The 23,979-nt window shown below is 67.8% G+C and carries 17 protein-coding genes; 8 read left to right on the top strand and 9 right to left on the bottom strand.

Annotation, left to right across the window (positions count from 1 at the left end):
- Window positions 1-65: 65 nt before the first annotated feature.
- Complete coding sequence (locus tag HMPREF3114_RS06125; RefSeq protein WP_053498782.1) at window positions 66-2,213, bottom strand: S46 family peptidase; 2,148 nt, start codon at window positions 2,211-2,213, stop codon at window positions 66-68.
- A 122-nt stretch (window positions 2,214-2,335) separates the two neighbouring features.
- On the opposite strand from HMPREF3114_RS06125, the gene HMPREF3114_RS06120 reads away from it, so the two are divergent.
- Both HMPREF3114_RS06120 and HMPREF3114_RS06115 read left to right on the top strand, forming a co-directional pair.
- Window positions 2,336-3,112, top strand: coding sequence for a hypothetical protein (locus tag HMPREF3114_RS06120; RefSeq protein WP_053498780.1), 777 nt, complete (start codon window positions 2,336-2,338; stop codon window positions 3,110-3,112).
- Window positions 3,109-4,209 (top strand): hypothetical protein, encoded by a 1,101-nt coding sequence (locus HMPREF3114_RS06115; protein ID WP_053498777.1) that lies wholly within the window; start codon window positions 3,109-3,111, stop codon window positions 4,207-4,209. Before HMPREF3114_RS06120 ends, HMPREF3114_RS06115 begins: the two co-directional genes overlap by 4 nt.
- Before the next feature lie 51 nt (window positions 4,210-4,260).
- Here the strand turns inward: HMPREF3114_RS06115 and HMPREF3114_RS06110 are convergent, their stop codons facing one another.
- The 4 genes from HMPREF3114_RS06110 to glyQ form a co-directional block, all read right to left on the bottom strand.
- Window positions 4,261-8,118 (bottom strand): translocation/assembly module TamB domain-containing protein, encoded by a 3,858-nt coding sequence (locus tag HMPREF3114_RS06110; RefSeq protein ID WP_070489364.1) that lies wholly within the window; start codon window positions 8,116-8,118, stop codon window positions 4,261-4,263.
- Complete coding sequence (locus HMPREF3114_RS06105) at window positions 8,115-9,911, bottom strand: autotransporter assembly complex protein TamA (protein WP_032954656.1); 1,797 nt, start codon at window positions 9,909-9,911, stop codon at window positions 8,115-8,117. Before HMPREF3114_RS06105 ends, HMPREF3114_RS06110 begins: the two co-directional genes overlap by 4 nt.
- 244 nt (window positions 9,912-10,155) lie before the next feature.
- Window positions 10,156-12,231 (bottom strand): glycine--tRNA ligase subunit beta, encoded by a 2,076-nt coding sequence (glyS, locus tag HMPREF3114_RS06100; RefSeq protein WP_070489362.1) that lies wholly within the window; start codon window positions 12,229-12,231, stop codon window positions 10,156-10,158.
- 87 nt (window positions 12,232-12,318) lie between these two features.
- On the bottom strand, window positions 12,319-13,230 hold the full coding sequence (gene glyQ, locus HMPREF3114_RS06095) for a glycine--tRNA ligase subunit alpha (protein ID WP_049412007.1): 912 nt from the start codon (window positions 13,228-13,230) through the stop codon (window positions 12,319-12,321).
- Between the two features lie 83 nt (window positions 13,231-13,313).
- On the opposite strand from glyQ, the gene HMPREF3114_RS06090 reads away from it, so the two are divergent.
- The 3 genes from HMPREF3114_RS06090 to HMPREF3114_RS06080 are packed head-to-tail and all read left to right on the top strand — an operon-like array spanning window position 13,314 to window position 16,828.
- Window positions 13,314-15,149 carry a GspE/PulE family protein gene (locus HMPREF3114_RS06090; RefSeq protein WP_070489360.1) on the top strand — a complete coding sequence of 612 codons (1,836 nt, stop codon included), beginning with the start codon at window positions 13,314-13,316 and terminating at the stop codon, window positions 15,147-15,149.
- Window positions 15,121-15,867, top strand: a complete 747-nt coding sequence (locus HMPREF3114_RS06085) for a glutamine amidotransferase (RefSeq protein WP_065177803.1) — start codon at window positions 15,121-15,123, stop codon at window positions 15,865-15,867. Before HMPREF3114_RS06090 ends, HMPREF3114_RS06085 begins: the two co-directional genes overlap by 29 nt.
- A 49-nt stretch (window positions 15,868-15,916) precedes the next feature.
- A complete protein-coding gene (locus HMPREF3114_RS06080) occupies window positions 15,917-16,828 on the top strand; it encodes a BPSS1780 family membrane protein (protein WP_070489359.1) in 912 nt (303 codons plus the stop codon).
- An 85-nt stretch (window positions 16,829-16,913) separates the two neighbouring features.
- On the opposite strand, the gene tatC is transcribed toward HMPREF3114_RS06080, so the two are convergent.
- From tatC to HMPREF3114_RS06060, 4 genes are all read right to left on the bottom strand, one after another.
- Complete coding sequence (gene tatC, locus HMPREF3114_RS06075; protein WP_005420449.1) at window positions 16,914-17,663, bottom strand: twin-arginine translocase subunit TatC; 750 nt, start codon at window positions 17,661-17,663, stop codon at window positions 16,914-16,916.
- Window positions 17,660-18,118: a Sec-independent protein translocase protein TatB gene (gene tatB, locus HMPREF3114_RS06070; protein ID WP_053500646.1), complete on the bottom strand. Its 459-nt coding sequence runs from the start codon at window positions 18,116-18,118 to the stop codon at window positions 17,660-17,662. The genes tatC and tatB overlap by 4 nt, the downstream gene beginning before the upstream one ends.
- A 15-nt stretch (window positions 18,119-18,133) precedes the next feature.
- Complete coding sequence (gene tatA, locus HMPREF3114_RS06065) at window positions 18,134-18,361, bottom strand: Sec-independent protein translocase subunit TatA (protein ID WP_053500648.1); 228 nt, start codon at window positions 18,359-18,361, stop codon at window positions 18,134-18,136.
- Window positions 18,362-18,436: 75 nt separating this feature from the next.
- Complete coding sequence (locus HMPREF3114_RS06060) at window positions 18,437-19,330, bottom strand: lipid-binding SYLF domain-containing protein (protein ID WP_049411991.1); 894 nt, start codon at window positions 19,328-19,330, stop codon at window positions 18,437-18,439.
- Between the two features lie 165 nt (window positions 19,331-19,495).
- Between HMPREF3114_RS06060 and hemH the strand changes: the two genes are divergently transcribed.
- The 3 genes from hemH to HMPREF3114_RS06045 all read left to right on the top strand — a co-directional run bounded on the left by hemH (window position 19,496) and on the right by HMPREF3114_RS06045 (window position 23,706).
- On the top strand, window positions 19,496-20,458 hold the full coding sequence (gene hemH / locus HMPREF3114_RS06055; RefSeq protein ID WP_053500650.1) for a ferrochelatase: 963 nt from the start codon (window positions 19,496-19,498) through the stop codon (window positions 20,456-20,458).
- Window positions 20,455-21,309 (top strand): alpha/beta fold hydrolase, encoded by an 855-nt coding sequence (locus HMPREF3114_RS06050; protein WP_053500652.1) that lies wholly within the window; start codon window positions 20,455-20,457, stop codon window positions 21,307-21,309. The genes hemH and HMPREF3114_RS06050 overlap by 4 nt, the downstream gene beginning before the upstream one ends.
- 291 nt (window positions 21,310-21,600) lie before the next feature.
- Window positions 21,601-23,706 (top strand): methyl-accepting chemotaxis protein, encoded by a 2,106-nt coding sequence (locus tag HMPREF3114_RS06045; protein WP_070489357.1) that lies wholly within the window; start codon window positions 21,601-21,603, stop codon window positions 23,704-23,706.
- Window positions 23,707-23,979: the final 273 nt, after the last annotated feature.

Raw genomic sequence — 23,979 nt, 5'->3', positions numbered from 1 at the left:
AACCGCCCCCACCAGTGTGGGGGCTTACGCGGTGCGGGCCACGACCGTGGGTCGTGGCCGGCTTCTTACTGGGCCGGCACGCCCATTTCCTTCAGCAGTTCCGGCGCCGGGTAGACCTTGGCCAGCAGCCAGCGCAGGTAGCGCATGTCCACGTGCACGGCACGCTTGTAGCGCGGGTCGAACCACCAGCTGGCGCTGACCGACTCCCAGTTGCTGTCAAAGTTCAGGCCGATCAGTTCGCCCTTGGCATTGAGCACCGGCGAGCCGGAGTTGCCGCCGGTGGTGTCCAGGTTGGTCAGGAAGTTGACCGTCTGGGTCTTCAGTGCCGGATCGGCGGTGCTGCCGAAGTCACCCTTGGCGATCGCTGCCAGCAGCGGCTTGGGTGCGTCGAACGGATAGGCGTTGGTGTTCTTCTCGACGATGCCGGCCACGGTGGTAACCGGCGAGTAGGTCACGCCATCGCGCGGGTGCAGTGCCTCGACCTTGCCGTAGCTGATGCGCAGGGTGCGGTTGGCATCCGGGTACACGGCGCGGCCCTGCTTGGCACGCCAGGCGAACAGCGCCTGCATGTAGGCCGGGCGCAGGCGCAGCTGCTCGCCCTCGCGGGTCTTGCTTTCGTTCTCGATGCGCAGCTGCGCGGCCACCAGCGGGCCGGCCACGGCGATCAGCGGATCGGCGGCCAGGGCCTTGCCTTCGCGCGCAGCCGCGAAGCGCGACAGGCGCTGCGCCTCGTCACCCAGCTGAGTGCCGGCGTACAGGGTGTCCAGTGCCTTGGCCAGCTGCTGCGGGGTACGGCCGAAGGCGGCGTCGAACTCGGCCACGCGCTGCGCGTCCGGCAGCTGCTGGTAACGGGTCAGCAGGGTGGTCAGCAGGGCCTTCTCGACCTCCGGCGCGTAGCGGCGCTGGACCTGCTTGAGCACGCCTTCGATCATCGCCTGGTCGCGCTGCTGGTAACCGCTCTCGCGCTGCGCGTCCGGTTTGGCCGATTCGATGCGCAGGCGCTCCAGCAGCAGCGCCGAGCGCAGCAACTGGCTCTGTGCGGCCATCTGGTCCAGCAGCAGGTCACGCTCGCCCACCGCCGCGCCCTGTGACAGGTTGGCCAGCAGCGCCTTGATGTCGCTCTGGTACCTGCGGTCGGTGGCGGCCAGCATCGCGGTCTCGTCGGCGGCACGCTGGGCCTTGGCGTCGCTGCGCAGCAGACCTTCCAGCTCACCGGCGGCGCGCTTGCGGTTGTTCTTCAGCGACTGCAGCTGCGAAGCGTAACGGGTACGTGCCTGCGCGTCCTTGGCGGTTGCCGCCTCGATGGTGTCGATCATCTGCTGGAACACCGAAACGCGGCGCGGCAGCACGGTGTCGATCTGGCCGGCGAATTCTGCCGCGGTACGGTGGCGGTAAGTGATGCCCGGATAACCGGCCAGCATCGCGTAGTCGCCCTCCTTCGGGCCCTCCACCGACATCTGCAGGTGTGCCGGCGCCTGGTAGGGCACGTTGTCCTTGCTGTAGGCGGCCGGCTTGCCGTCCTTGCCCACATAGGCGCGCAGCAGGGTGAAGTCGCCGGTGTGGCGCGGCCACATGAAATTGTCGATCTCATCGCCATAGTTGCCGATCGCACGCGGCGGCGCGTACACCAGGCGCACGTCGCTGAGTTCCAGCTGGGCGATGCGGTAGAAGTCGGTGCCGTAGTACATGTTGGCCACCGAGCAGCGCACACTGCCATCCTTCTCGCACTCGGCCACGATCTGCTTGCTGGCGGCATCGACGGCATCGAAGTAGGCACGGCCGGTCTTGCCGCGGGCCTGCGCCAGCACCTGGTCGGTCACCTTGTCGAAGCCGACGGTGACCAGCACGCGGAAGTCCGGGTTGGCCGGGCGCTCATCGGCACGGTCCCTGGCGATGAAGCCACCGTTGATCAGGTCGTGCTCTGGGGAGCTGTTGTACTGGATCACGCCCATCGCCACGTGGTGATTGGTCAGCAGCAGGCCGTCGCTGGACACGAACGAGCCGGTGCCGCCGCCAGCGCGCACCACCGCGCTCAGCGGCGGCGCGGTGACATTGGCCAGGTCGGCCGGATTACCCTTGAAGCCAGCGGCCTGCAGCGGCTTGGCCAGGTCCGGCAGCTGGGTCGGCATCCACATGCCTTCATCGGCGTGGGCACCGGCGGCGAGGGTCAGGCCCAGGGCCAGGGCGGTGGGAAGGGCTTTGCGTGGTGACATGAGGCAATCCGGTACGACAGAACAGCCCGGGACCATAGCCGCTGGGGCCGCATGGGGCAACGGCCGATGGTTGGGGGCACCGATGCTGGCTAGAATCAGGCACGGATACTAGGGAAGGACCGATGATCGCAGGAATCGATCTGGGCACCACGCATTCGACAGGGCTATCTGCCGCCGAGGCGCTTGCCGACCGCATCGTCCGCAACGGTCAGCAACGCGATCCGGCAGACTTCGCAGCCTGGCTGCAGCAGTCCCCGGAACTGCAGCCCCCCGCGGATGCTGGCGCGGTGAACCTGGCAACCTGGCAACGGCTGATGAAGGGCACTACGCCGTTCCCGCAAGCGAACTTCGAGCAGCTGGCCGACCGCTTCCAGTGGTATGACCGGGACAGTAGCCGCGAGTGCTACGACATGGCCGCCCTCGGCCACAGCATGCACCTGTGCTGGTTGCTGGTGCCAGGCAACGAGACCGCGCTCGCCCGTTACATGCATCTTGAGAATGCGCCGGTTTCGGTGGTGCAGGCCCGCACCCGTGTCGCCCGGCTCAGTGGCCCCTGGCACCCACTGCGCGCGCGCATCCAGGCGCTGTCCGCGCGCACGCGGCACGAAATGCGTGAAACGCTGCATTACCTTGTCGGCGTGCCTGTGATGGCGCACGTGGCGCTCCCACCGCCATTGCAGCGCAGGCAGGTCATGTTCTGGGCGGCCGCATGCGACGCCCTGCACCATTCCGTGCCGTCACGCAGACGCTTCACGCGGCGAACGGTCGCTTTGGCACTGCTTCTGACGTGCGCCCTGCTGGCCGCCATCGCAATCCTCCGCGGGGCATTTTCCAGCTCCCCCGGCAATGCAGACAGTGATCGTTCAAGCCTGCAGCCCCCACACGAGGCAAACCCATGAGCAACTGGATGGACCTGCTGGAGCGCGCCAAATCCACCGACCCGCAACCTTTCGCGGTGTACCTGCAGGGTCTGCGCAGCCAGTGGTCCCTGGACGAGCGCGCTGAAGCCAGTGCTAGGGTGCTGCAGGCGCTGCGCGCGCGGCAGGCGCCCATGAACCTGTCCGAAGCCGCGGCGCTTTACCAGGCCTTCGGCTGGGACGACGCGGGCTGCGGCCTGGCACCAGGCGAACTGCGCGAGCTGGCCGAACACGCCTGGCAGGACTGGCTGCAACTGCCCGCGCAGACCGATCTGCTGGCCCAGCAGATGGAGGCGCGTGGCGGACGCTGGACCAGCCACGATGACGCTGCCAGCCGCCTTCAGCAGCTGCGCGAACCGCGTTCGCACCTGCGCAACCTGATGTCCGCGCTGCCGCTGCGCGTGCCGCGCCAGGCCGCAGCGTTGATGGACGTACTGGGCTGCCAGGAGGACCGTCCTCTGCCGCCCGGCATCGATGCGGGCCAAGCCCGCTTCTGGGCCGGCGCCAGCGATGTCACCCGCCTCACCGCAGCACAGTTGTCATTGCTGCGTGCACTGCTGGCAAGCGTGGCGCTGACGTTGATGGCCTTCATCGCGTTGGCCACCACCCAGATCGCCAACACGCTGCTGCCCTACCAGTCGGAAGAGCAGCGCAGGGCGATCGTGCTGGGCACGGCAGCGCTGGCGCCACTGCTCGGCACGCTGCTGGCCATTGGCCTGCGTCATCTGTTCGTCTGGCAGAGCGCCCCTGAAGACCCGTCCGTGCCGCCTTCCCGGCTGCGTTGGCTGGCCCTGCCGGTCGCCTGCGCAGCCATCGCAGTGGTCGGTACCGCCGTCTACCTGTGGGTGCCCTCGCCTTCGCTGTGGTTGGCACCGCTGTGCTGGCTGCTGGCCTGGACCGTGCTGGCCACGGCATGGATCCGCTACCAGCTGCGCCGGGGCAAGCCCGTCCGCATGGAATTGCCAGTGTCATTCCTGGTGATGCTGTCCGTGCTCAGCGTGCTGCCGGCGCTTCTGGGTGCGCTGCTGCTGTGGAGCATGGACCTGTCCGGGCACCGCCAGCGGCTGCGCCGCAGCTGAAGAAGCCAGGGGTCGGACCCTTTCAACGAAAGGGCGCCGCCCCCGACCCGGTCATTTCTCCCGCCGCCAGTTGATCGAACCACGGTTTTCCACCGTGCTCGATTCCACTTCCACATCAAACCCGCGGCGCAGCAGGTACTTCAGCGTGATCACCGAACCGGCGCCCACCAGCGACACGCCGTAACCCACGTAAAGCTTGGGCGAGATGTACTTGCCGACGCCGATCACCGAACCACCCAGCGCGCGCGACTGGCTCACGCCTGCATCATCCAGGCCCAGCTTGGCACCCAGCTGCGAGGCGAGCAGGCCACTGCCAGCCGAGAGCGCCGCCGAGGCCGCGTTGACCTGCTGCGCCTGGTCGCTGCTGGCGCCGGTCAGGCTGCGTCCCAGCACCAGATAGGCCAGTGCCTCGGACTGCGACATCGCCGGATCGGACCACACGTCGGCACGGGGTTGCTGGGCACGCCCGGTCACGTCGATGCCGGCGGTGACATCACCGATGCGGCGCTCGGCGCGGATGTTGATGCGCGGGTCGGACACCGCGTTGTAGTTCCAGTTGAGGTTGCCACGGGTGATGGTCAGGTCCTGCCCATACGCCTTGTAGCGGCCGCTCACTTCCAGGCCGCCATTAGCGGTCATTTCGCGGCCGGGCTTGGCCCAGACCTGCATCTTGCCGGTCAGCGCGCCCTTCAGACCGAACCCGGTCATCTTCACCTTGTCGCCCAGGCTGACCGTCAGGTCCATGTCCAGCGGCGAGGTGCGCGACTCTTCCGGATCGGCCGGGTCGAGCACCACCACGTCTTCGGACACCGAGGTGCCGCGGTCCAAGCGTTCCAGATCGATGTCGGCCTCGGGCACGTGCACGGTGCCGCGCAGCTCCATCGCCGCCTTGGCCAGGGTGAAGTCGAGGTTGGGGTTGGCGACGATGCGCAGTTCGCTGGTGTTGGACAGCAGCACGTTCTCGCCATGGATCTTCAGCTGCAGCGGCTGCGCATCGCCGAACCACGACAGGCCACCGTCCACGTACAGCGTGCCCTGGCCCGAGTTGGCCTGCGCGGTGATCTTGGCCGAACCATCGGGCTGGGCCACGAAGCTGCCCTTGCCCTGGTCGAAGGTCAGGCCGAGCGCCGGGAATTCACCCTTGAAGTTGCTCAGCTGTGCGTCACCGCCCAGCGACGGCTGGCCTCGCGTCCCGCGCAGGCTGACGTGGCCTTCGATCAGGCCGGTCGGTCGCACGATGTCCGGCGAGAACAGCTCCAGCCAGTACAGCCGCGACATGTTGAGGTAGAGCTCACCATTAAGCGGCGCACTGGCTTCCCAGCCGGTCTGCATCTTGGCGTCGACGAAGCCATTGCCCTGGAAGCCCATGCCCAGGTAGCCCTTGATGCTGGCCGGGGTCATGTCGAGCTTCAGCGAGAACTGGTCATAGCGCACCAGCTCGCCGCGGGTGGTATCGCCCACGGTGTTGCGGTTCTCGCCCAGGCGGACGCCGCCTTCCTTCGAGCGCACCTCCACATGGCCTTCCCAGGCGTTGCCGCGCGGGCGGATGTGCGCGTCCAGGCTGACATCGCCGCGAAGGTAGATGCGGCGCCCGGACTGCGGCGGCAACCACGGCTGCACCAGCGCCAGCGGCAGCGCGTCGCTGCGCACCACCAGGCCTTCGCGCGGCCAGTTGGCCTGTGCGCACAGCGCGCCGCTGCTCGCGGCGGCCAGGCAGGCTTCGGACAGGGTGTAGGTGCTGCCGTTGATCGCGAACGCCGCCGGTGCACGCAGCGCCCAGGCATCGCCCTTCACCGGTGCGATGCGCAGCGACGCCAGTTCGCCACGCCACTGCGTGCCCTGCTGGCGCACGCTACCCTGCAGCTCGACCGCACCCATCTCGTTGCGGGTCTGCGCGGCCAGGCGCAGGTTGGACACACTGCCCTGTGCGTCGATGTTCAGCCGCTCCAGCAGCATGCCCGCGTTGACCTGCTGGCCCTGCACGGCCAGCGTGCCGCTGTCGCCGCGCCACGGCAGGCGGCCCTTGATGCTCACGCTCTCGGCACCGTAGCCATCCCAGTTGAGGTTGTTGCCGACCAGGTCAGCGGTGATGTCCGGCGCATCGCGCGGGCCCTTCACCTGTACCTGGCCACGCAGGCCACCGTCGGCGCCCGGCAGCAGGTCGCTCAACTGCAGCGGCTCGAAACGCGCATCGATGTCGAGGCGGTCGCCGACCTTGCCCGACGCGGTCACCCGGCTGCTGCCCAGCGACAGCTTCAGGTCACCCTGGCCCTGCGCGCCCTGCAGTGCGAACTTGCCCTGTGCGTCGAGATTGCGCTGGCGCAGGATGCCCTTCAGCGAGGGCAGGTCCACCGTGGCTTCCAGCGTACCCGAGGTGCCCGGTGCGGCATTGGCCGGCGGCGGCAGCTGGCGGCCCTTGGAGGCCAGGTTGCCGGACAGGCGGCCGTTCCAGCCCGGCACGAAATAGCCGGGGTCGAAGTCCTTCAGCGTGGCCTTGGCGTCCCAGTCCAGCTGCGGTGCCCACGCCACCTGGCCTTCCACCTGCAGCTGGCCACCCGGGGTCTGCGCCTGCAGCTGGTGGATCGACGCGGCCTGATCGTTGCCGCGCACGTCGAAGCGCAACTGCGCCTTCTGTGCATCACGCTCCACCTCGGCGCGGCCGATCGCGGCCCAGGCCTTCAACGTGCCAGCCAGGCCAAAGCGTGCTTCCTTCAGGGTCACCGGCACCGGTGCGCTGCCGGCGGTGTTCGGATCGGGCGTCGGCACATAGGTCAGGTCCCGCGCGACCACCGAGAAGTTGAGCTTCTGCTGGTCTTCCTGGCTGAAATCGGCGGTGCCCTCCAGGCGGGCTTCGCCACCGAGGCCCTTCAGCAGCAGCGGCGAGACCTTCAGTACCTGGTCCTGCAATGACACCATGGACGGTGCAAGTTCCAGTTCCTGCTCGCCCTGCTTCACCCTGCCACGCAGGTTGGCATTGCCGCCCTTGCCAGCAGCGGTGAAATCCAGCGACAACGGCGTGATCGCCGAGCTGGCCAAGGCCGGCGACAGCAACGCCAGATCCAGCTCGTCGCTGCGCACGCTGGCGTTCCACGTCGGGTCGGTGCGGCCATCGAACACCAGCATCGCGTGCAGCGGCTTCGGTGCACGCCCGGCCACCGCCACTTCCATGTGCGACAGGTCACCGCGGGCGACCAGGCCGACGGTAGCGGCTGTGCGCCCACGCGGTGCCGGCAACACCGCCGTCACCGTCACGTCGGTGTCGTAGTCCTTGGCCGGGATGTAACGGCCCTGGGCAGTGAAGTTGCCCATGTCACTGTCCACCACCAGCTTGTGCGCCTGGAACTCGCCGTTGGCGATCTCGATGCCGCCGCGCACGCGGCTGATGTCGATCACCGGTTCGTTGGCCTGGCTGATGCGGAAGCCATCGATGGCGATGGCATCGGCCTGGATCGCCAGCGGCATCTCGATCTGCGGCAGGGAATCGGGCCACGACGGCAGCTTGAACGGCTCATCGCTCTTGGCCAGGTTCAACGTCGCGTTGGTCAGCTCCAGCTTGTCCAGCAGCAGCTTGCGGCCCAACAGCGGGCGCAGGTCCGGCTCCAGGTGGGCACGCTCGGCGTGGAAATGGATGTCGTCATAGCGGAAGTCGACGTTGTACAGGGTCAGCGGTCCGGCCACCGGGCCGTCCACCTTGTCCCAGGTGAAGCTGGCGCCCACCGGCAGCCGCGCCACCACCTGGGCCAGCAGTACGTCACGGCCGGCCACGGTCTGTAGCAGCCAGTAGACCGCCAGCAGGGCAAGCAGCACCAGGCCCAGCACGCCCACACCCGACCATGCCCAGAAGCGGCGACGGCGATAGAAGCGCACGCGTGGCGGCGGGGTGTTCGGGGTAGGTGCGGACGCGCTCACAGGTCCGCTCCGATGTTCAGGTACAGCTGGAACTGCGAATCCGGGTTGTTCAGGCCGTGCGCCACGTCGATGCGCACCGGGCCCACCGGCGATTTCCAGCGTACGCCGAAGCCAACGCCGGTATGCAGGTCGATGGTGTTGTCGAAGGCACTGCCGGTATCGACGAACACTGCCGCACCCCAGGGGCCACCGTTGAAGTAGTGCTCGTACTCGGCCGAGCCGATCACCAGGTTCTTGGCACCCAGCGCGTACTTGTCCGGCTTCGGCGTACGCGGGCCGACCTCACGGTAGGCGTAGCCGCGGATGCTGCGGTCACCACCGGCGAAGTAGCGCAGGCTCGGCGGCATCGCCACCAGATCGCTGGTCCAGGTGGTGCCGCCCTCGCCGCGCAGGATCAGGCGATTGCTTTCACCCACCGGGATGTACCAGCGCAACACGGCGTTGGCCTGCACGAAGCTGGTATCCGAGCCGGCGCCTTCCACGCCGGCACGCACCGTTGCAGCGCCGCTGATGCCCTTGCGCGGGAACATCTCGTCGTCGACGTTGACGTAGTCGGCAACCATCTGCGGGTACACCAGCGTCGAGGTGTTGTAGACCGCGTCGGTGAATTCGGTGCCGGAGGCATAGCGCCAGCGCTCGCGCAGCGCGTTGATCGAGGCGATCGCGGTCCAGTGTTCGTTGATCTCGCCGCTGCGGCTGGCGATCAGCTTGAAGTTGCGCAGGTCGATGTAGTCGGTCTGCTCGTCATACGCGCTGGCAGCGAAGGTGTACCAGCCATCAAGCCAGTTGAAGGCCGGAATGCGGTAACTGGTGACCAGGCTCTTGCGCTTCTGCGCATAGTCCAGCTGCGTGTTCATCTTGTGGCCACGGTTGTTCAGGAACCGCCGCTCGATGCCACCGCGCACACCCGGGCCGCTCTCGCTGCCGTAGCTCAGGCCTGCGGTGTAGATGGTGCGCTTGGCCCGGGTCAGCTTCACGTCCACCGGCACTTCGCCGTTCTCGTCGGCCTGGTCCGGGCGCGGCTGGATGTCGATCACGCTGAAGTAGTCCAGCTTGGTCAGCGACTCGCGCAGCCGGTCCAGCTTGCCCTCGTGGTAGTAGCTGCCCTGGTCCCAGTACACCAGTGGATCGAACAGCTTGTCGACGAAGTAATCCTGCTCGAAGCGCACCGGGCCCATGTTGTAGCGGCGGCCGCTGTCCCAGGTCAGGTCGATGTCGGCGGCGTTGTCGGCGCGGGTGATCTGCACCTGGCGCTGGGTGTAGTCGGCATCGAAGTAGCCGCGCTCGGCCAGGCGCCGGGTGATGGTGATCTTGCTGGCTTCGTACTGGGTGTGCTCGAAGCGCTGGCCCTTGCGGGGCTTGAAGGCGGCCAGGTCGTCCTGCAGGTACTGGTCGTACATCGCCGGGCCGGTGATGTCGATGTGCTCGCGGCGCACGGTCACCGGGGCGCCCTTGTCGACATGGATCAGCACGCGCACGTGCTCGTCCTCACGCGGCGCCTCGACCTTGATCACCGGGTTGTAGTAGCCGAACGGCTCCAGCGCCTGGCGGGTCTGCCGCTCGGCCTGCGACAGCAGGTACTCCAGGCGCGATTCGCCCTGCTCCTTGCCGATCGTGTCGTACAGAGACAGCGATTCCTGGATGTTCTCGATGATTGCGGCGTCGTCGCCCTTGTCCAATCCCTTGATGTCCACCTTGTCGATGGTGCCGCGCGCATGGACCACGGAAGTGGCGGCCAGCGACAGGACCATCAGCGGCAGGGCGTATTTCTTTGGCTGCATGCGGCACAGCATACCGACCGGAGGTGACGATGCGAAATGCATCACGTCATTGCGGATCGGTTGTTAAGTGGCGGTCAAAATACACCGCAAAGTGTCGATTGTCGCAACCGACCAATCAGGATGCCGGCATCGTCCACGATGTCGGCAATGACCCCGATAGACAACGCCGGCGATGTTCCTGTAGTGCCGGCCGCTGGCCGGCACCCCACAGATCGGGGGCAATGCCGGCCAGCGGCCGGCACTACCGATACGGGCGTCAGCTCGACAGATGCTCGATCGCCGCCACCTTGCCCAGGCGCTCGCCCAGCATCGTCAGCAGCGCCAGGCGGTTGCCACGCAGTGCCGGATCTTCCGCGTTGACCATCACGCCATCGAAGAACGCGTCGACCTGCGGACGCAGGCGCGCCAGGCGTGCCAGCACCGCCACATAGTCCTTCTGGTGCAGGCTGGCGCCGGTGTCATCGATGGCGGCGGTGACCGCTTCGGCCAGCGCGCGCTCGGCATCTTCCTGCAGCAGTGCCGCGTCGATCTGCGCCGGAATCTCGCCCTCGGCCTTGCGCAGGATGTTGCGGATGCGCTTGTTGGCCGCGGCCAGCGCCTCTGCCTCCGGCAGCGCGGCGAAGGTGCCGATTGCATCCAGGCGGCGATCGAAGTCGTACAGCGAGGCCGGCTTCAACTCGGCCACCGCGTTGAAGTGCGTGGCCGGCACGCCCTTGTCGCCGTAGTAGCCCTTCAGGCGGTCGAGGATGAAGTCGTACAGCTCGCCGACATCGGCCTGCACGTTGCGCGCGGCCAGGCCGGCATTGGCGCTGGCCATCAGCGCGCGCAGGTCCAGTTCGAAGCCGCTTTCGATGATCGTGCGGGCCAGGCCCAGCGCATTGCGGCGCAGCGCGAACGGGTCCTTGTTGCCGGTCGGCTTCAGGCCTGCAGCGAAACCACCGGCCAGCGTATCCACGCGTTCGGCGATGGCCAGCACCTTGCCCAGCGGCGACAGCGCGATGTCGTCACCACCGAAGCGTGGCTGGTAGGCCTCGTCGATGGCCAGCGCCACGTCGGCCGATTCACCACCGGCCACGGCGTAGTGGCGGCCGGCGATGCCCTGCAGTTCCGGGAATTCGTTGACCATGCGCGACTGCAGGTCGTTCTTGGCCAGCTCGGCAGCCCGCTTGGCCTGCGCCGGATCGGCACCGACCTGGGCTGCGATCACTTCGGCCAGTGCGGCCACGCGCGCCACCTTGTCGGCCACGCTGCCCAGCTTGGCCTGGTAGGTCACCGTCTTCAGGCCGTCGCCCATCGACACCAGGCCCTGCTTCAGGTCCTCGTCGAAGAAGAACTTGGCATCGGCAAAACGCGGGCGGATCACCCGCTCGTAGCCCTTGGCCACTTCGGCCACGTCCTTCGATTCGATGTTGGCGATGCCGATGAACTTCTCGGTCAGCGTGCCGGCGGCATCCAGCACCGGGAAGAACTTCTGGTTGATCTCCATCGTTTCGATCAGTGCTTCCTGCGGCACTGCCAGGAAGGCGCGTTCGAAGCTGCACAGCACCGCCGAGGGCCATTCGACCAGGTTCACCACCTGCTCCAGGTTGTCTTCGGTGATGCGGGCGCTGCCACCGGCCCCGGCTGCAGCGGCCTCGACCTCGGCGACGATGCGCGCACGTCGCTCGCTCGGGTCGACCAGCACGAACGCGGCGCGCAGCGCTTCAACGTAGTCCTGCGGCTGCGCCAGCGACACGGCCTGGTCGTGGTGGAAGCGATGGCCACGGCTGGCACGGCCGGCCTGCAGGCCGAACAGTTCGGCCTCGACCACGTTGGCGCCGTGCAGCAGCACCAGCCAGTGCGCCGGGCGGGCGAAGCCCCAGGCGTGATCGCCCCAGCGCATCGGCTTGGGAATCGGCATCGCCGCGATCGCCTCGCGCAGGATTTCCGGCAACAGGCTGGCGGTGCTCGCGCCCGGGGTCACCGCGCGGTGCACGAAGCGCTCGCCCTTGTTGTCGGTGGTCTTCTCCAGCGCGGTCCAGTCGATCCCGGCCTTGGCGGCGAAGCCCTGCAGGGCCTTGGTCGGCTGGCCTTCGGCGTCCAGCGCGATGTTCAGATACGGGCCCAGCACTTCGCTGTGCTGTTCCGGCTGTTCCAGGCCGACGCCCGGCAGCAGCACGGCCAGCCGGCGCGGGGTCGACAGCGGGCGGGCATCGCCCAGCTCCAGCGCGACGCCACGCTTGCGCAGGCCTTCGACAACACCGTCGAAGAACGCCTGGGCCAGGCCCGGCAGCGCCTTGACCGGCAGCTCCTCGGTGCCCAGTTCGATCAGCAGGGGGGACAGTTGGCTCATCGGTTCGATCCTGTGGTGGGGGCGCAGCGCGCAACGCGTCCGGCGCCCCGGGTAGTTGATGAAAAGCGGGACGGTGCAGGAAGGCGGTCAGGCCTTCTTCGCACCCGGGAAGCCCAGCTTCTCGCGCTGCTCGTAATACGCCTTGGCCACCGCCTGGGCCAGCGCGCGCACGCGCAGGATGTAGCGCTGGCGCTCGGTCACGCTGATCGCGCGGCGCGCATCGAGCAGGTTGAAGGTGTGGCTGGCCTTCATCACCTGCTCGTAGGCCGGCAGCGGCAGGCCCACTTCCACCAGCTTCTGCGCTTCACGCTCGCAGGCATCGAAGCGGTGGAACATTTCGTCCACGTCGGCGTATTCGAAGTTGTAGGTGCTCTGCTCCACCTCGTTCTGGTGGTAGACGTCGCCGTAGGTCACCGGCTGGCCGTCCGGGCCGTAGGTCCAGACCAGGTCATAGACGTTGTCGCAGTTCTGCAGGTACATGCACAGACGCTCGAGACCGTAGGTGATCTCGCCCAGCACCGGTCGGCACTCCAGGCCACCGGCCTGCTGGAAGTAGGTGAACTGGGTCACTTCCATGCCGTTGAGCCAGACTTCCCAGCCCAGGCCCCACGCGCCCAGCGTCGGCGATTCCCAGTTGTCCTCGACGAAGCGCAGGTCGTGCACCAGCGGATCGATGCCCAGTGCCTTCAGCGAATCCAGGTACAGCTGCTGGATGTTGTCCGGCGCCGGCTTCATCGCCACCTGGTACTGGTAGTAGCGCTGCAGGCGGTTCGGGTTCTCGCCGTAGCGGCCGTCGGTCGGGCGGCGCGACGGCTGCACGTAGGCCGCGTTCCAGCTTTCCGGCCCGATCGCCCGCAGGAAGGTGGCCGGGTGGAAGGTACCGGCGCCCACCTCCAGGTCGAGCGGCTGGATGAGCACGCAGCCCTGCTGGGCCCAGAACTGGTTCAGGGTCTGGATCAGGCCCTGGAAGGTGATCGGAACGGTCGGGGTCGCGGACATGCGTACGAGTCTTGGCCGGCAAGGGGGTGCGCTAGTATAACGGCCGACCTGCGGGGCATTCCGTACCCGGGAGGAGCAGGCAGATGGAACATCGGCTGCCGGTGGGCACGCCCGGCGAGCCAGGCGGCGTCCCGCTGCCGTGGGGCCGCCTGCATTTCGAGCAGGTGGGTGCGGCGCTGCTGGCCGACGGCCTGGTCGCCGAGCACGAGGGCGAGCGCATGCGGTTTTCCGCACAGGGCGCGCGCAATGCCAGTGAAGTGCACCCGCTGGTGCTGCTGTCCAACCTCAAGCTGGCCACCCGCGACGGCGGCGAACTGACCCTGGAACGCCTGACCGAATGGCTGGCCCGACGCACCGGCAACCGCTACCTGCGCATCGATCCGACCCGGGTCGACGTCGCTGCGGTCACCGCGCTGGTCTCCCACGCCTATGCCCGTCGCCACCGCTTCCTGCCGCTGGCAGTGGATGCCGAACGGGTACTGGTGGCCACCAGCGAGCCGCTGGTGCAGGAATGGCGCCGCGACCTGCAGCACCTGACCCGCCGCCGCATCGAGCTGGCGGTGGTCAATCCGCTCGACCTGCACCGCTACACCATGGAGTTCTACGGGGTGACCCGTTCGGTGCGTGGCGCGCGCGGCGACGTCCGCGGCGAGGCCAACACCACCCTGCCCAGCTTCGAGCAGCTGGTCGAGCTGGGCCGCACCGGCGACGTCAATGCCGACGACCAGCACATCGTGCACATCGTCGACTGGCTGCTGCAGTACGCCTATGAGCAGCGGGCCTCGGACATCCACCTGGAACCGCGCCGCGAGATGGGACGCATGCGCTTCCGCATCGATGGTGTGCTGCACAAGGTGTTCGAGGTGCCGCCGGCAGTGATGACCGCGGTGGTCAGCCGCATCAAGGTACTCGGCCGCATGGACCTGGCCGAGCGCAGGCGCCCGCAGGACGGCCGCATCAAGACCCGCTCGCCGGGTGGCCGCGAGGTCGAGATGCGCCTGTCTACCATGCCCACCGCCTTCGGTGAGAAGTGCGTGATGCGCATCTTCGACCCCGATGCCGCCTTCAAGAGCATCGACCAGCTCGGCTTCAGCCCGCAGGAGGCCGCTGGCTGGAATGCACTGGTCGAGCGCCCGCACGGCATCGTGCTGGTCACCGGCCCGACCGGCTCGGGCAAGACCACCACCCTGTATTCCACGCTGAAGCGGCTGGCCACGCCGGACGTGAACGTGTGCACGGTGGAGGACCCGATCGAGATGATCGCCCCCGAGTTCAACCAGATGCAGGTGCAGGCCAACATCGACCTGGACTTCGCCAGCGGCGTGCGCACCCTGCTGCGGCAGGACCCGGACATCATCATGATCGGCGAGATCCGCGACCTGGAAACCGCTCAGATGGCGGTGCAGGCCTCGCTGACCGGCCATCTGGTGCTGTCCACGCTGCATACCAACGACGCGCCGTCGGCGGTCACCCGCCTGCTCGACCTGGGCGTGCCGCACTACCTGCTGGCCAGCACCCTCAACGGCATCCTCGCCCAACGCCTGGTGCGCACCCTGTGTCCGCACTGCAAGCAGCCGCACACCCTCGGTGCGGCCGACTGGGCGGTGCTGGCTGATAGCCAGGCTGCATATCCAGATGCCGCCACGCCCTGTCGTCCGGTCGGTTGCCTGGAGTGCCGGCGCACCGGATTCCTCGGCCGCATCGGCCTGTATGAGTTGCTGCCATTGGGCTCGCGGCTGCGCGGGCAGATCCGCGCCGACATGGATCTGGCCGGTTTCACCCGTGCCGCGCGCGCTGAAGGGCTGCGAACCCTGCGCCAGGCCGGGCTTGAAAAGGTGGCGCAGGGGCTGACTACAATCGAGGAAGTCCTGTCAGTGCTGCCGCCCCCGGATGAACCCAGCCCCCTTCCTGATCCTTGAAACCGGCCGCCCGGTACCGTCGCTGCGCCGCTACGGGCGCTTTCCGCACTGGATCCGCGTCGCCGCCGGGCTGGAGGAACATGAGACGGTGGTGGTCGATGTCGAACACGGTGGCGCCCTGCCCGATCCGCACGGTTTTGCCGGGGTACTGGTGACCGGCTCGGCCGCCTTCGTTACTGACCACGCCGACTGGAGCGAGCGCAGCGCGGCGTGGCTGCGCCAGACCGCCCACGCTGACCTGCCGGTGTTCGGCATCTGCTACGGCCACCAGCTGCTGGCGCATGCGCTGGGCGGTGAGGTGGCCTACAACCCGGCCGGGCGCGAGTCCGGCACGATCGAACTGGAGCTGCAGCCACAGGCGGCACAGGATCCGCTGTTCCAGGGCCTGCCGCAGCACTTTGCCGCTCACGCCACCCACCTGCAGACCGTGCTGCGCGCACCCGACGGTGCCGAGGTGCTGGCACGCTCGCCGCTGGATGGCTGCCACGCGTTCCGCTGGGGGCGCCAGGCCTGGGGCGTGCAGTTCCACCCCGAATTCGCCACCCACCACATGCGCGGCTACGTGCGCGCCCGCGCCGACTGCATCGGCCGCCACGGCGGCTGTGCGCGCAGCATCGAGCGCGCAGTCAGCGCCGCACCGCTGGCCCGCCAGCTGCTGCGCCGCTTCGTCCGACAGGCGCGGCTGTCTTCAGCCCAGCCGGCGGCAAAACAGGGATAATCAGCGGCACGGGCAACCGCCCGTCCCCTCCTGTCCTTCCCGGATGTCCATGAAAGAGATTCGCAAGCTGCCGGCCTCGGCGGGCGCCCAGTGGTTGCTGGATACGTTCTCGCTGTATCGGCGTGCGCCGCTGCAGCTGGCCCGGATCGGCCTGGCCTGGCTGCTGGTGAGCTGGGTGGTCACCCTGTTGTCGACGCTGATTCCCGGCGCCGCCGGCATGGCCGTGCAGCTGATGACCCTGGCCATCTCGCCGATCATGTTCGGCGGCATGCTCTACGCCGTGGGTGAGATCGACGAAGGCCGCCCGGGCCTGTCCTCGCACCTGCTGCAGCCGATCCGCGACCACCGCGTCAGCCACCTGCTGGTGCCGCTGGCGATCCAGGTGCTGGCGGTGCTGCTGCTGGGCGCGTTGCTGTTCATGATGATCGGCCGCGAAGGCTTCACCGCCTTCAGCGAGGTCATGACCAAGATGGAAGAGATCAGCCGCAGTGGCCAGCAGATCAAGCCGGACGATGCCGCAGCGCTGGTGGCCAACCTGCCGGCCAAGCGCATCGCGCTGTGGATGCTGCTGGTGTTCCTGAGCGCGGTGGCGCTGTCGCTGGCGATGTTCACCCAGCCGGCGCTGGTGGTGTTCGACAAGCAGAGCGGCATGCACGCGCTGCGCCTGAGCCTGCAGGGCTGCATCGAGAACATCGGCGCGATGATCGTGTTCGCCGTGCTCGGCCTGATCGCCGCGTTCTGCATCTACATCCTGTTCGTGATCGTGATCCAGATCGCGATGCTGATCGGTGGCCCGCTGGCCGCCGCCTTCATCGCGCAGCTGGTGCTGACCACGGTGCTGATGCCGCTGTATGTCGGCGCGGTCTATGCCGCGTGGAAGCAGATGTTCGTGCACCGTGGCAGTCGCGCCGCACCGCCGGTCCCGACCACCCCGACCTCGAGCGACGTGTTCCACGCCTGACCGGTCCCACCGGTAGCGCCGGGCCATGCCCGGCGGTGGCATCACATCGCACCCCGCACGCCGGGCATGGCCCGGCGCTACCGCATCAGGCGGCGGGTTTCTTCACGGCCGACGACGGCACCAGCCAGCGTGCGGCGTGGATGCCGAGCTCGTAGAGCAGGCACATCGGGATCGCCAGCATCAGCTGCGAGACCACGTCCGGCGGGGTCAGCACCGCCGCCAGCACGAAGATGCCGACGATCGCGTAGCCACGGCCTTCCTTGAACTGCTGCGGCGTCACCCAGCCCAGCAGCACCAGGATCACCATCGCCACCGGCAGTTCGAAGCTGCCACCGAAGGCGAAGAAGATCGCCAGCACGAAATCCAGGTAGGCATTCGCATCCGGGGTGATCGCGATCACGTCCGGGCTGAAGGTGGTCAGGAAATGGAACACCGCCGGCAGCACCAGGAAGTAGGCGAAGGCACAGCCGGTGTAGAACAGCAGTACCGAAGACACCAGCAGCGGCACCGCCAGGCGCTTCTCACGCGCGTAAAGCCCCGGGGCGACGAAGGCCCACAGCTGGTACAGCAGCCACGGCACCGCCACGAACAGGGCAACGAAGAAGGTCAGCTTCAATGGCGCGAAGAAGGCGCCGGCCGGATTGGTCGCGATCATCGTCTGCCCGTTGGGCAGCTGCGAGACCAGCGGTTCGGCCAGCGCGTTGTACAGCTTCTGGGTAAACGGCAGCAGCGCCAGCAGCACCACGCCCAGGCCCAGCAATGCGCGCACCAGGCGGCCGCGCAGTTCCACCAGATGTTCGACCAGCGAGCTTTCGCCGAAATCCTGTTCACTCATGGCTGGCGCTCCGTGCGCTGCGGCGTCGGAGCACCGGCTTCAGGGGGTGTCGCCGGCATCGGCTCTGGCGCAATGCCCTCCTGTACCGGTGCATCGGCAGGCGGCAGGCCGCCCATATGCGGCGGCGGATCCGCAGGCGCCGGTGCGCGTACTTCCTGCGCCAGCGCATCGCCCTGCTGCTGCGCCTGCTGCGCTTCGCGACGGATCGCCTCGCCGCTGGCGCGCAGCTGGTTCTCGGTGTCCTGCATGCCCTGGCGCACCTCCTGCATCTGCCGCTTGATGTCCTCGGCCTGCAGTTCGCGTTCCAGTTCCTGTTTCACCGAATCCCACTGATTGCGGGCACGGCGCACCCACAGGCCAGCGAAGCGGGCCGCCTTGGGCAGGCGCTCAGGACCGAGCACCACCAGGGCGACCACCGCGATCACCAGCAGTTCGCTGAAGCCGATATCAAACACCGCAACCGCTCCGGATCAGCGAGGGGTGCGGTCGTGCTCGTCCTGCGCGGAGCGCGAGGCGTCCTGGCTGCGCGACTCGTCGCCCAGCTGCGCGTTCGGCTTGTCCTCGTCGCGCATGCCCTTCTTGAATTCCTTGACCGCCGAGCCGAGGTCCTTGGCGCCACTGGTCAGGCGCTTGGTGCCGAACACCAGCAGGACGATGGCCAGCACGACCAACCAATGCCAGATGCTGAAACTGCCCATAAAGACGCTCGTTACGTTAGTGATCAGGCTGTCGAGCATAGCGCACCGGCTGTCAGCCGGCGCGCGTGACGAAAGTCAGTTCCCGCCCAGCGTTTCCGTGCGGATTTCGCCGTCGTTGACCGGCTGGAAGCCCTGCTGCTGCGGCGGCGGGTTCTGCGGCACGTTCTGCAGCGGCGCGGTGGTGGCTTCGGCGGGGGCCGCCGGCGCTGCCTGAACAGGCGCCGGCGCAACCGCCGGGGTCGCCGCCGGACGCGGTGCACTGCCACCATTGCCGTTGCGATTGTTGCGGGCGGCGTAGGTGGCCTCTTCCAGACGATCACGGAAGGCGACCACGTCCATCGACGGCGAACCGGCGGCGCGACCTTCGAAGATCATGCGCGGCGTGGTGTTGCTGCCGTAGGCGTCAAGGTTGGCGGCATCGTCGATCTGCAGCACCGCACCATCCAGCGCGACGCCCGCGAACAGCCCACGGGCACGCGACCAGGACCAGATCTCGGCCTTCAGCTGGCCGTCGGTGGCGGCGGCGGCATTGCGGCCGACCGGACCGGCGGCAACGCCAGCATCGGCGCCGAGCGTGAACTTGCCGTTGACCAGATTGTCCAGGCTGCGGTCGTTGCGGAACACCAGAACCACATCCGAAGATTGCACGCCGGCCTGGAAGCCGATGCTGCCACCGGTGAGCTTCACGAACACCGGGTTGGACCATGCGCCATTGGGCATGCGCACCGACATCAGGCCGTGGCCACGACGACCGCCAATGACAAGACCGGCCTTGATCGTGTCGGGAATGACGATGACCGCGCGGCCTTCGTCGAGCAATTTATCCGGAATGCCCTGTTCAGGAATTTCCTGGATTTCGGCCAGCACGCGCACGGCGTTGCGGGCGCGCTGGTCTTCCTGCGGTCCGGCCATGGCCTGGCTGGACAGCAGGCTGGCGGCGATCAGCAGGGCTTGGATCGGGCGACGCATGGCAGGCTCCAGAAGTCAGTCCATAGGAAGATATAGCAAGTGACTGAAATTAGTGGTGTTGTCATGAATCCCCAATGAGCGTTCCCTGCCCGCATTGATGCGCGCTATGCCTGCAATCCGAACCCTGCATCCCGGTGCGGCGCCGGATAGGCGACAATACCGCCCATGCTCGACGCACCCGATACCGCCGTGCTGGCGGTCAACCTAGGCACGCCCGAGACGCCGACGGCCCCCGCCGTACGCCGTTACCTGGCCGAATTCCTGTCCGACCCGCGCGTGGTCGCGATTCCGGCACTGCTCTGGCAGCCGCTGCTGCGCGGGCTGATCCTGCCGCTGCGAAGCGGCCGGTCGGCGGCCAAGTACGCCCAGGTCTGGCTGCCCGACGGCTCACCGCTGATGGTACATACGCGCCAGCTGGCGCAGGCCATGCAGGCCCTGCTGCCGACCCTGACGGTACGCCATGCGATGCGTTACGGCGAACCGGCGCTGGCCGGCGAGCTCGACCGTCTTGCCGCCGACGGCGCGCGCCGGATCGTGGTGTTGCCGCTGTACCCGCAGTACTCCACCACCACCACCGCCTCGGTCGAAGACCGGGTCGATGCGTGGCAGCGCCGCAACCCGGGCGTGACCGTGAGCCTGGTGCGGGATTACTCGGTCGATCCCGGCTGGGTCGAGGCCATTGCCGGATCGATCCGCCGCTACTGGGAACAGCACGGTCGCGGTCAGAAACTGATGTTCTCCTTCCATGGTATCCCGCAGCGCCTGGCCGACGCGGGCGACCCGTATCCGCAGCGCTGCGAGGCCAGTGCGCAGGCCATCGCCAATGCACTGGGCCTGGTCAAGGACGACTGGCAGATGGGTTACCAGTCGCGCTTCGGCCGCGAGCGCTGGTTGCAGCCGTATGCCGAGCCCAGCCTGTGGGCGCTGGCCGAATCCGGCGTGAAGCAGATCGACGTGGTCTGCCCGGGATTCGCCACCGACTGTCTGGAGACGCTGGAAGAGGTTGCGCTGGGCTTCACCGAAACACTGGCCGAGCGCGGTGCGACGATGCGCTACATCCCCTGCCTCAACGCCGAACCGGAGCATGCACGCGCCTTGGCACGACTGGCCGTGTCCTCGCTGGCATGAGCCTGCAACCGTTTGAACTCCAGGTCGGTTGCGCACGCGTCGCCGGCCTGCGCAACCACGGCGGCGGCCCACGCGTGCTGGCCCTGCATGGCTGGCTCGACAACGCCGCCAGCTTCGTGCCGCTGGCGCCGCACCTGTCCTCGCTGCAGCTGGTGGCCATCGACCTGCCCGGTCACGGCCACAGCGCGCATCTGCCGGCCGGTGCCAGCTACACCACGGCCGCCGCGATCTGCCACGTACTCGACGTCGCCGATGCACTGGGCTGGGACCGCTTCAGCCTGCTCGGCCATTCGATGGGTGCCGGCATTGCCAGCCTCACCGCCTCGGTCAGCGATCGCATCGAACGGCTGGTGGCGATCGAAGCACTCGGCGGCCTGCGCGGTCCCGAGGAAGAAACGGCGCATCGCCTGCGCGAGCATGTGAACGCCACGCGCGCGTTGGCACGCAAGCAGCTGCGCGTGTTCCCCGATCTGGCAGCGCCGATCCGCGCGCGGATGATGACCAACCAGCTCAGCGAACCCTGCGCACGGCTGCTGGTCGAGCGCGGTGTGGAACCGGTCGAAGGTGGCTACCGCTGGCGCAGCGACCCGCGCCTGATGCTGCCCACTGCGATCCGCCTCAGCGAAGGCCAGATCGACAACCTGCTGCAGGCCATCGCCTGCCCGACGCAGGTGATCTATGCCACGCCGGCGCAGTCCTACTATCCCGAGCCGATGCGCAGTGATCGCCTGCAGCACCTGCGTGATGGACGGCTGGCCGTGTTTCCCGGCAACCACCACCTGCATATGGAAGACCCGGCACGCATCGCCGAGGTGATCCTGCGCTTCCTCGGCAACGACAACGCCGGCTGAGTCGCAGCGTCCGCTGCACTTCATTCTGCGCACTTCCGGCCGATACATCAGTTGCGGGCCACTGCGTCCGCAGCACGTGGGCCCGGTCGGGCCTGCGGCGTGTGTCTGGTCCTGCAAGGAAGTCCGCATGCCCGCTCCATTGCTCCGTCACCCACAGGATGTGGTCACGGCGCCCCGTCTGCGCGACGTTGATTGCGTCGCATTCCCCGAATTCCCGGTCCATGCCCTGGCCACGCACTCGTGCGTGCGTCACCGTGTGGCCGTTGTCGTCTGCTGATCCAGGAGTCGCCGATGTCCGCTGCATCCACTCGCCCCCCCGATACCGCCCGCCTGCCGCATCTGCAGCGGCTCGCCCACCGCGCTGACCGCCGATTGCTGATCGGCAGTGCGGCACTGGCGGTGGCCGGCCTGGTGCTGGCCCTGCGCGGGCCTCATGTCCTGACCGCCTCGCTGGTCGCGGCCGCTGTGCTGCCTGCCATGTGGCTGGCCGGTCCCAAAGCGGGCCATAGCGCCACCCGCAATGGCCTGGCGCTGTTGTTGTCGCTGCAGTTGGCATGGTTGTGCGCGATCGCGGGCCTGTCGCCGGCGTTGCCGATTGCACTGCTGCTGGGCGTGCTGTTGAGCCATCGTGATCGCCTGCCGGTATGGCTGGCCGGCGGCATCGGCACGCTCGCGCTGTTGGCGCCGCTGCTGCAGGGCGCAGCAGTGGGACCTACGTTGCTGCAGGCAGGCCTGTTCGCCGGGCTGACGGCATTCCTCGGCCAGGTCGCGCTGCGCCTGCGCCAGCAGACCGAGGCGCTTGGCCACGGCCCGCGCCGGCTGGCTGCGCTGGCCCGCGACATCGCCACGGGCACCGACCTGGGCGCACATGCCGACACCGCATCCTATGCACCCGGCTCGTTGGCCCATGCGCTGGCCGATACCGCGCGCCACGTCCAGGCCCAACGTGGGCGTGAGGCTGAGGCGCATGCCGAGAATGCGCAGATCCGTCAGGCGCTGGACGCCTCGCGCACCGCGATGATGATCGCCGACAATGATCACGTGATCCGCTATGTGAACCGCTCGGTGGTGGCTCTGCTGCGCAACCAGCAGGCGACACTGCGCCAGGCCTTCCCTGACTTCGATGCCGAACGCCTGGTCGGCAGCAGCATCCATCGCTTCCATGCCAACCCGGACCGCATCCGCGCCATCCTCAATGGCCTGCAGGCCAGCCACAACGGCAAGGTACAGATCGGCCCGGTGCACTTCGCCCAGGTGGTCACCCCGGTGTTCGATGCACAGGGCATGCGCCTCGGTTTCGCCGTGGAATGGCATGACCGTACCCAGGAGCTGGCGCTGGAGAACGCCGTGGCCGGCATCGTCGCTGCTGCCGCTGCCGGCGATCTCGGCCAGCGCCTGCAGGCAACCGAAGGCGCCAGCTTCCTCGATGGCCTGACCGGTGGCATCAACCAGCTGCTCGATACGCTGGGCAGCACCGTCAACGACGTGCGGCAGATGCTTTCGGCGCTGGCCAACGGCGATCTCGATCGGCGCATGCACGGTGAGTACCACGGTGCCTTCGCCGCGATCCAGCATGATGCCAACGCCACCGCCGGCCAGCTGGCGCGCATGGTGGGCCGCATCCAGCAGTGCGCGGCCTCGATCAGTACCGCCGCCAGCGAGATCGCTGCAGGCAATGGTGCGCTGTCCGAGCGCAGCGAGCGCCAGGCGGCGCACCTGCAGGAAACCGCAGCCTCGATGGAGGAGCTGACCGTCACCGTGCGCCAGAACGCTGCGCATGCGCGCGAGGCCAGTGAGCTGGCTGCGTCCACGCAGAGCGCCGCCAGTGATGGCAACACCGCGATGCAGCGGGTTGTCGACACCATGCAGGCGATTGAAGGCGCCTCAAAGCGGATTGGCGACATCACCGGCGTGATCGATGGCATCGCCTTCCAGACCAATATCCTCGCGCTCAATGCGGCGGTGGAAGCCGCACGTGCCGGTGAGCAGGGCCGTGGCTTCGCCGTGGTGGCCAGCGAGGTGCGCGTGTTGGCGCAGCGCTCCGCCGCCGCCGCACAGGAAATCAAGAAGCTGATCGATGAGGCAGGCCGACAGGTGGGCGAAGGTGCCCAGCTGGTGGCCGACGCCGGCCAGCGGATGCAGGGCATTGTCGGCGGCGTGGAGAATGTCAGCCATCTGATGCGTGAGATCTCGGCGGCCTCGCAGGAGCAGTCGATCGGCATCGAGCAGATCAACCAGACCGTGGTGCAGATGGATCAGGCCACGCAGCAGAACGCGGCGCTGGTGGAAGAAGCCACCGCGGCCGCACGCGAGCTGCAGACGCAGGCGGGGACGCTTACCGAGGCAGTATCGGTGTTCCGCCAGCAGGAACCGCACGAGGTCCCGCGGGCCGCCTGATCCGGGCCTGCAATGCGATCCTGATCAAGACGGCGCCCGCAGGGCGCCGTTTTTTTGCCTGCTTTTGCGTGATGGGTCAGGAAAAGTCCGCTTCCGGACCTGCCGTGAGGAGCGGCCAACCTTGGTTGGCGCAATGCTTCCTCGTGGACGGCATCCACGCATGGCGTGGATCTACCGGGCGATGTAACGCCATCGGGTTGCCGGCCAGCGGTCGGCACTACCCACGTTTCCTGTGCACAAAGAAAAACCCCGCTGCGTCAGCAGCGGGGTTTT

Origin of the sequence: Stenotrophomonas sp. HMSC10F07, from assembly GCF_001807895.1 — a bacterium.
Classification (GTDB): Bacteria; Pseudomonadota; Gammaproteobacteria; order Xanthomonadales; family Xanthomonadaceae; genus Stenotrophomonas; species Stenotrophomonas sepilia.
Note: the sequence above shows the minus strand (reverse complement) of the source record. Positions and strands in the feature narration are given on the sequence as shown.

What these genes read in the sequence shown, in the direction of transcription:
- HMPREF3114_RS06125 (WP_053498782.1), bottom strand. Translation starts at nt 2,213, where the DNA reads ATGTCACCACGCAAAGCCCTTCCCACCGCCCTGGCCCTGGGCCTGACC.
- HMPREF3114_RS06120 (WP_053498780.1), top strand. Translation starts at nt 2,336, where the DNA reads ATGATCGCAGGAATCGATCTGGGCACCACGCATTCGACAGGGCTATCT.
- HMPREF3114_RS06115 (WP_053498777.1), top strand. Translation starts at nt 3,109, where the DNA reads ATGAGCAACTGGATGGACCTGCTGGAGCGCGCCAAATCCACCGACCCG.
- HMPREF3114_RS06105 (WP_032954656.1), bottom strand. Translation starts at nt 9,911, where the DNA reads ATGCTGTGCCGCATGCAGCCAAAGAAATACGCCCTGCCGCTGATGGTC.
- glyS (WP_070489362.1), bottom strand. Translation starts at nt 12,231, where the DNA reads ATGAGCCAACTGTCCCCCCTGCTGATCGAACTGGGCACCGAGGAGCTG.
- glyQ (WP_049412007.1), bottom strand. Translation starts at nt 13,230, where the DNA reads ATGTCCGCGACCCCGACCGTTCCGATCACCTTCCAGGGCCTGATCCAG.
- HMPREF3114_RS06090 (WP_070489360.1), top strand. Translation starts at nt 13,314, where the DNA reads ATGGAACATCGGCTGCCGGTGGGCACGCCCGGCGAGCCAGGCGGCGTC.
- HMPREF3114_RS06085 (WP_065177803.1), top strand. Translation starts at nt 15,121, where the DNA reads ATGAACCCAGCCCCCTTCCTGATCCTTGAAACCGGCCGCCCGGTACCG.
- HMPREF3114_RS06080 (WP_070489359.1), top strand. Translation starts at nt 15,917, where the DNA reads ATGAAAGAGATTCGCAAGCTGCCGGCCTCGGCGGGCGCCCAGTGGTTG.
- tatC (WP_005420449.1), bottom strand. Translation starts at nt 17,663, where the DNA reads ATGAGTGAACAGGATTTCGGCGAAAGCTCGCTGGTCGAACATCTGGTG.
- tatA (WP_053500648.1), bottom strand. Translation starts at nt 18,361, where the DNA reads ATGGGCAGTTTCAGCATCTGGCATTGGTTGGTCGTGCTGGCCATCGTC.
- HMPREF3114_RS06060 (WP_049411991.1), bottom strand. Translation starts at nt 19,330, where the DNA reads ATGCGTCGCCCGATCCAAGCCCTGCTGATCGCCGCCAGCCTGCTGTCC.
- hemH (WP_053500650.1), top strand. Translation starts at nt 19,496, where the DNA reads ATGCTCGACGCACCCGATACCGCCGTGCTGGCGGTCAACCTAGGCACG.
- HMPREF3114_RS06050 (WP_053500652.1), top strand. Translation starts at nt 20,455, where the DNA reads ATGAGCCTGCAACCGTTTGAACTCCAGGTCGGTTGCGCACGCGTCGCC.
- HMPREF3114_RS06045 (WP_070489357.1), top strand. Translation starts at nt 21,601, where the DNA reads ATGTCCGCTGCATCCACTCGCCCCCCCGATACCGCCCGCCTGCCGCAT.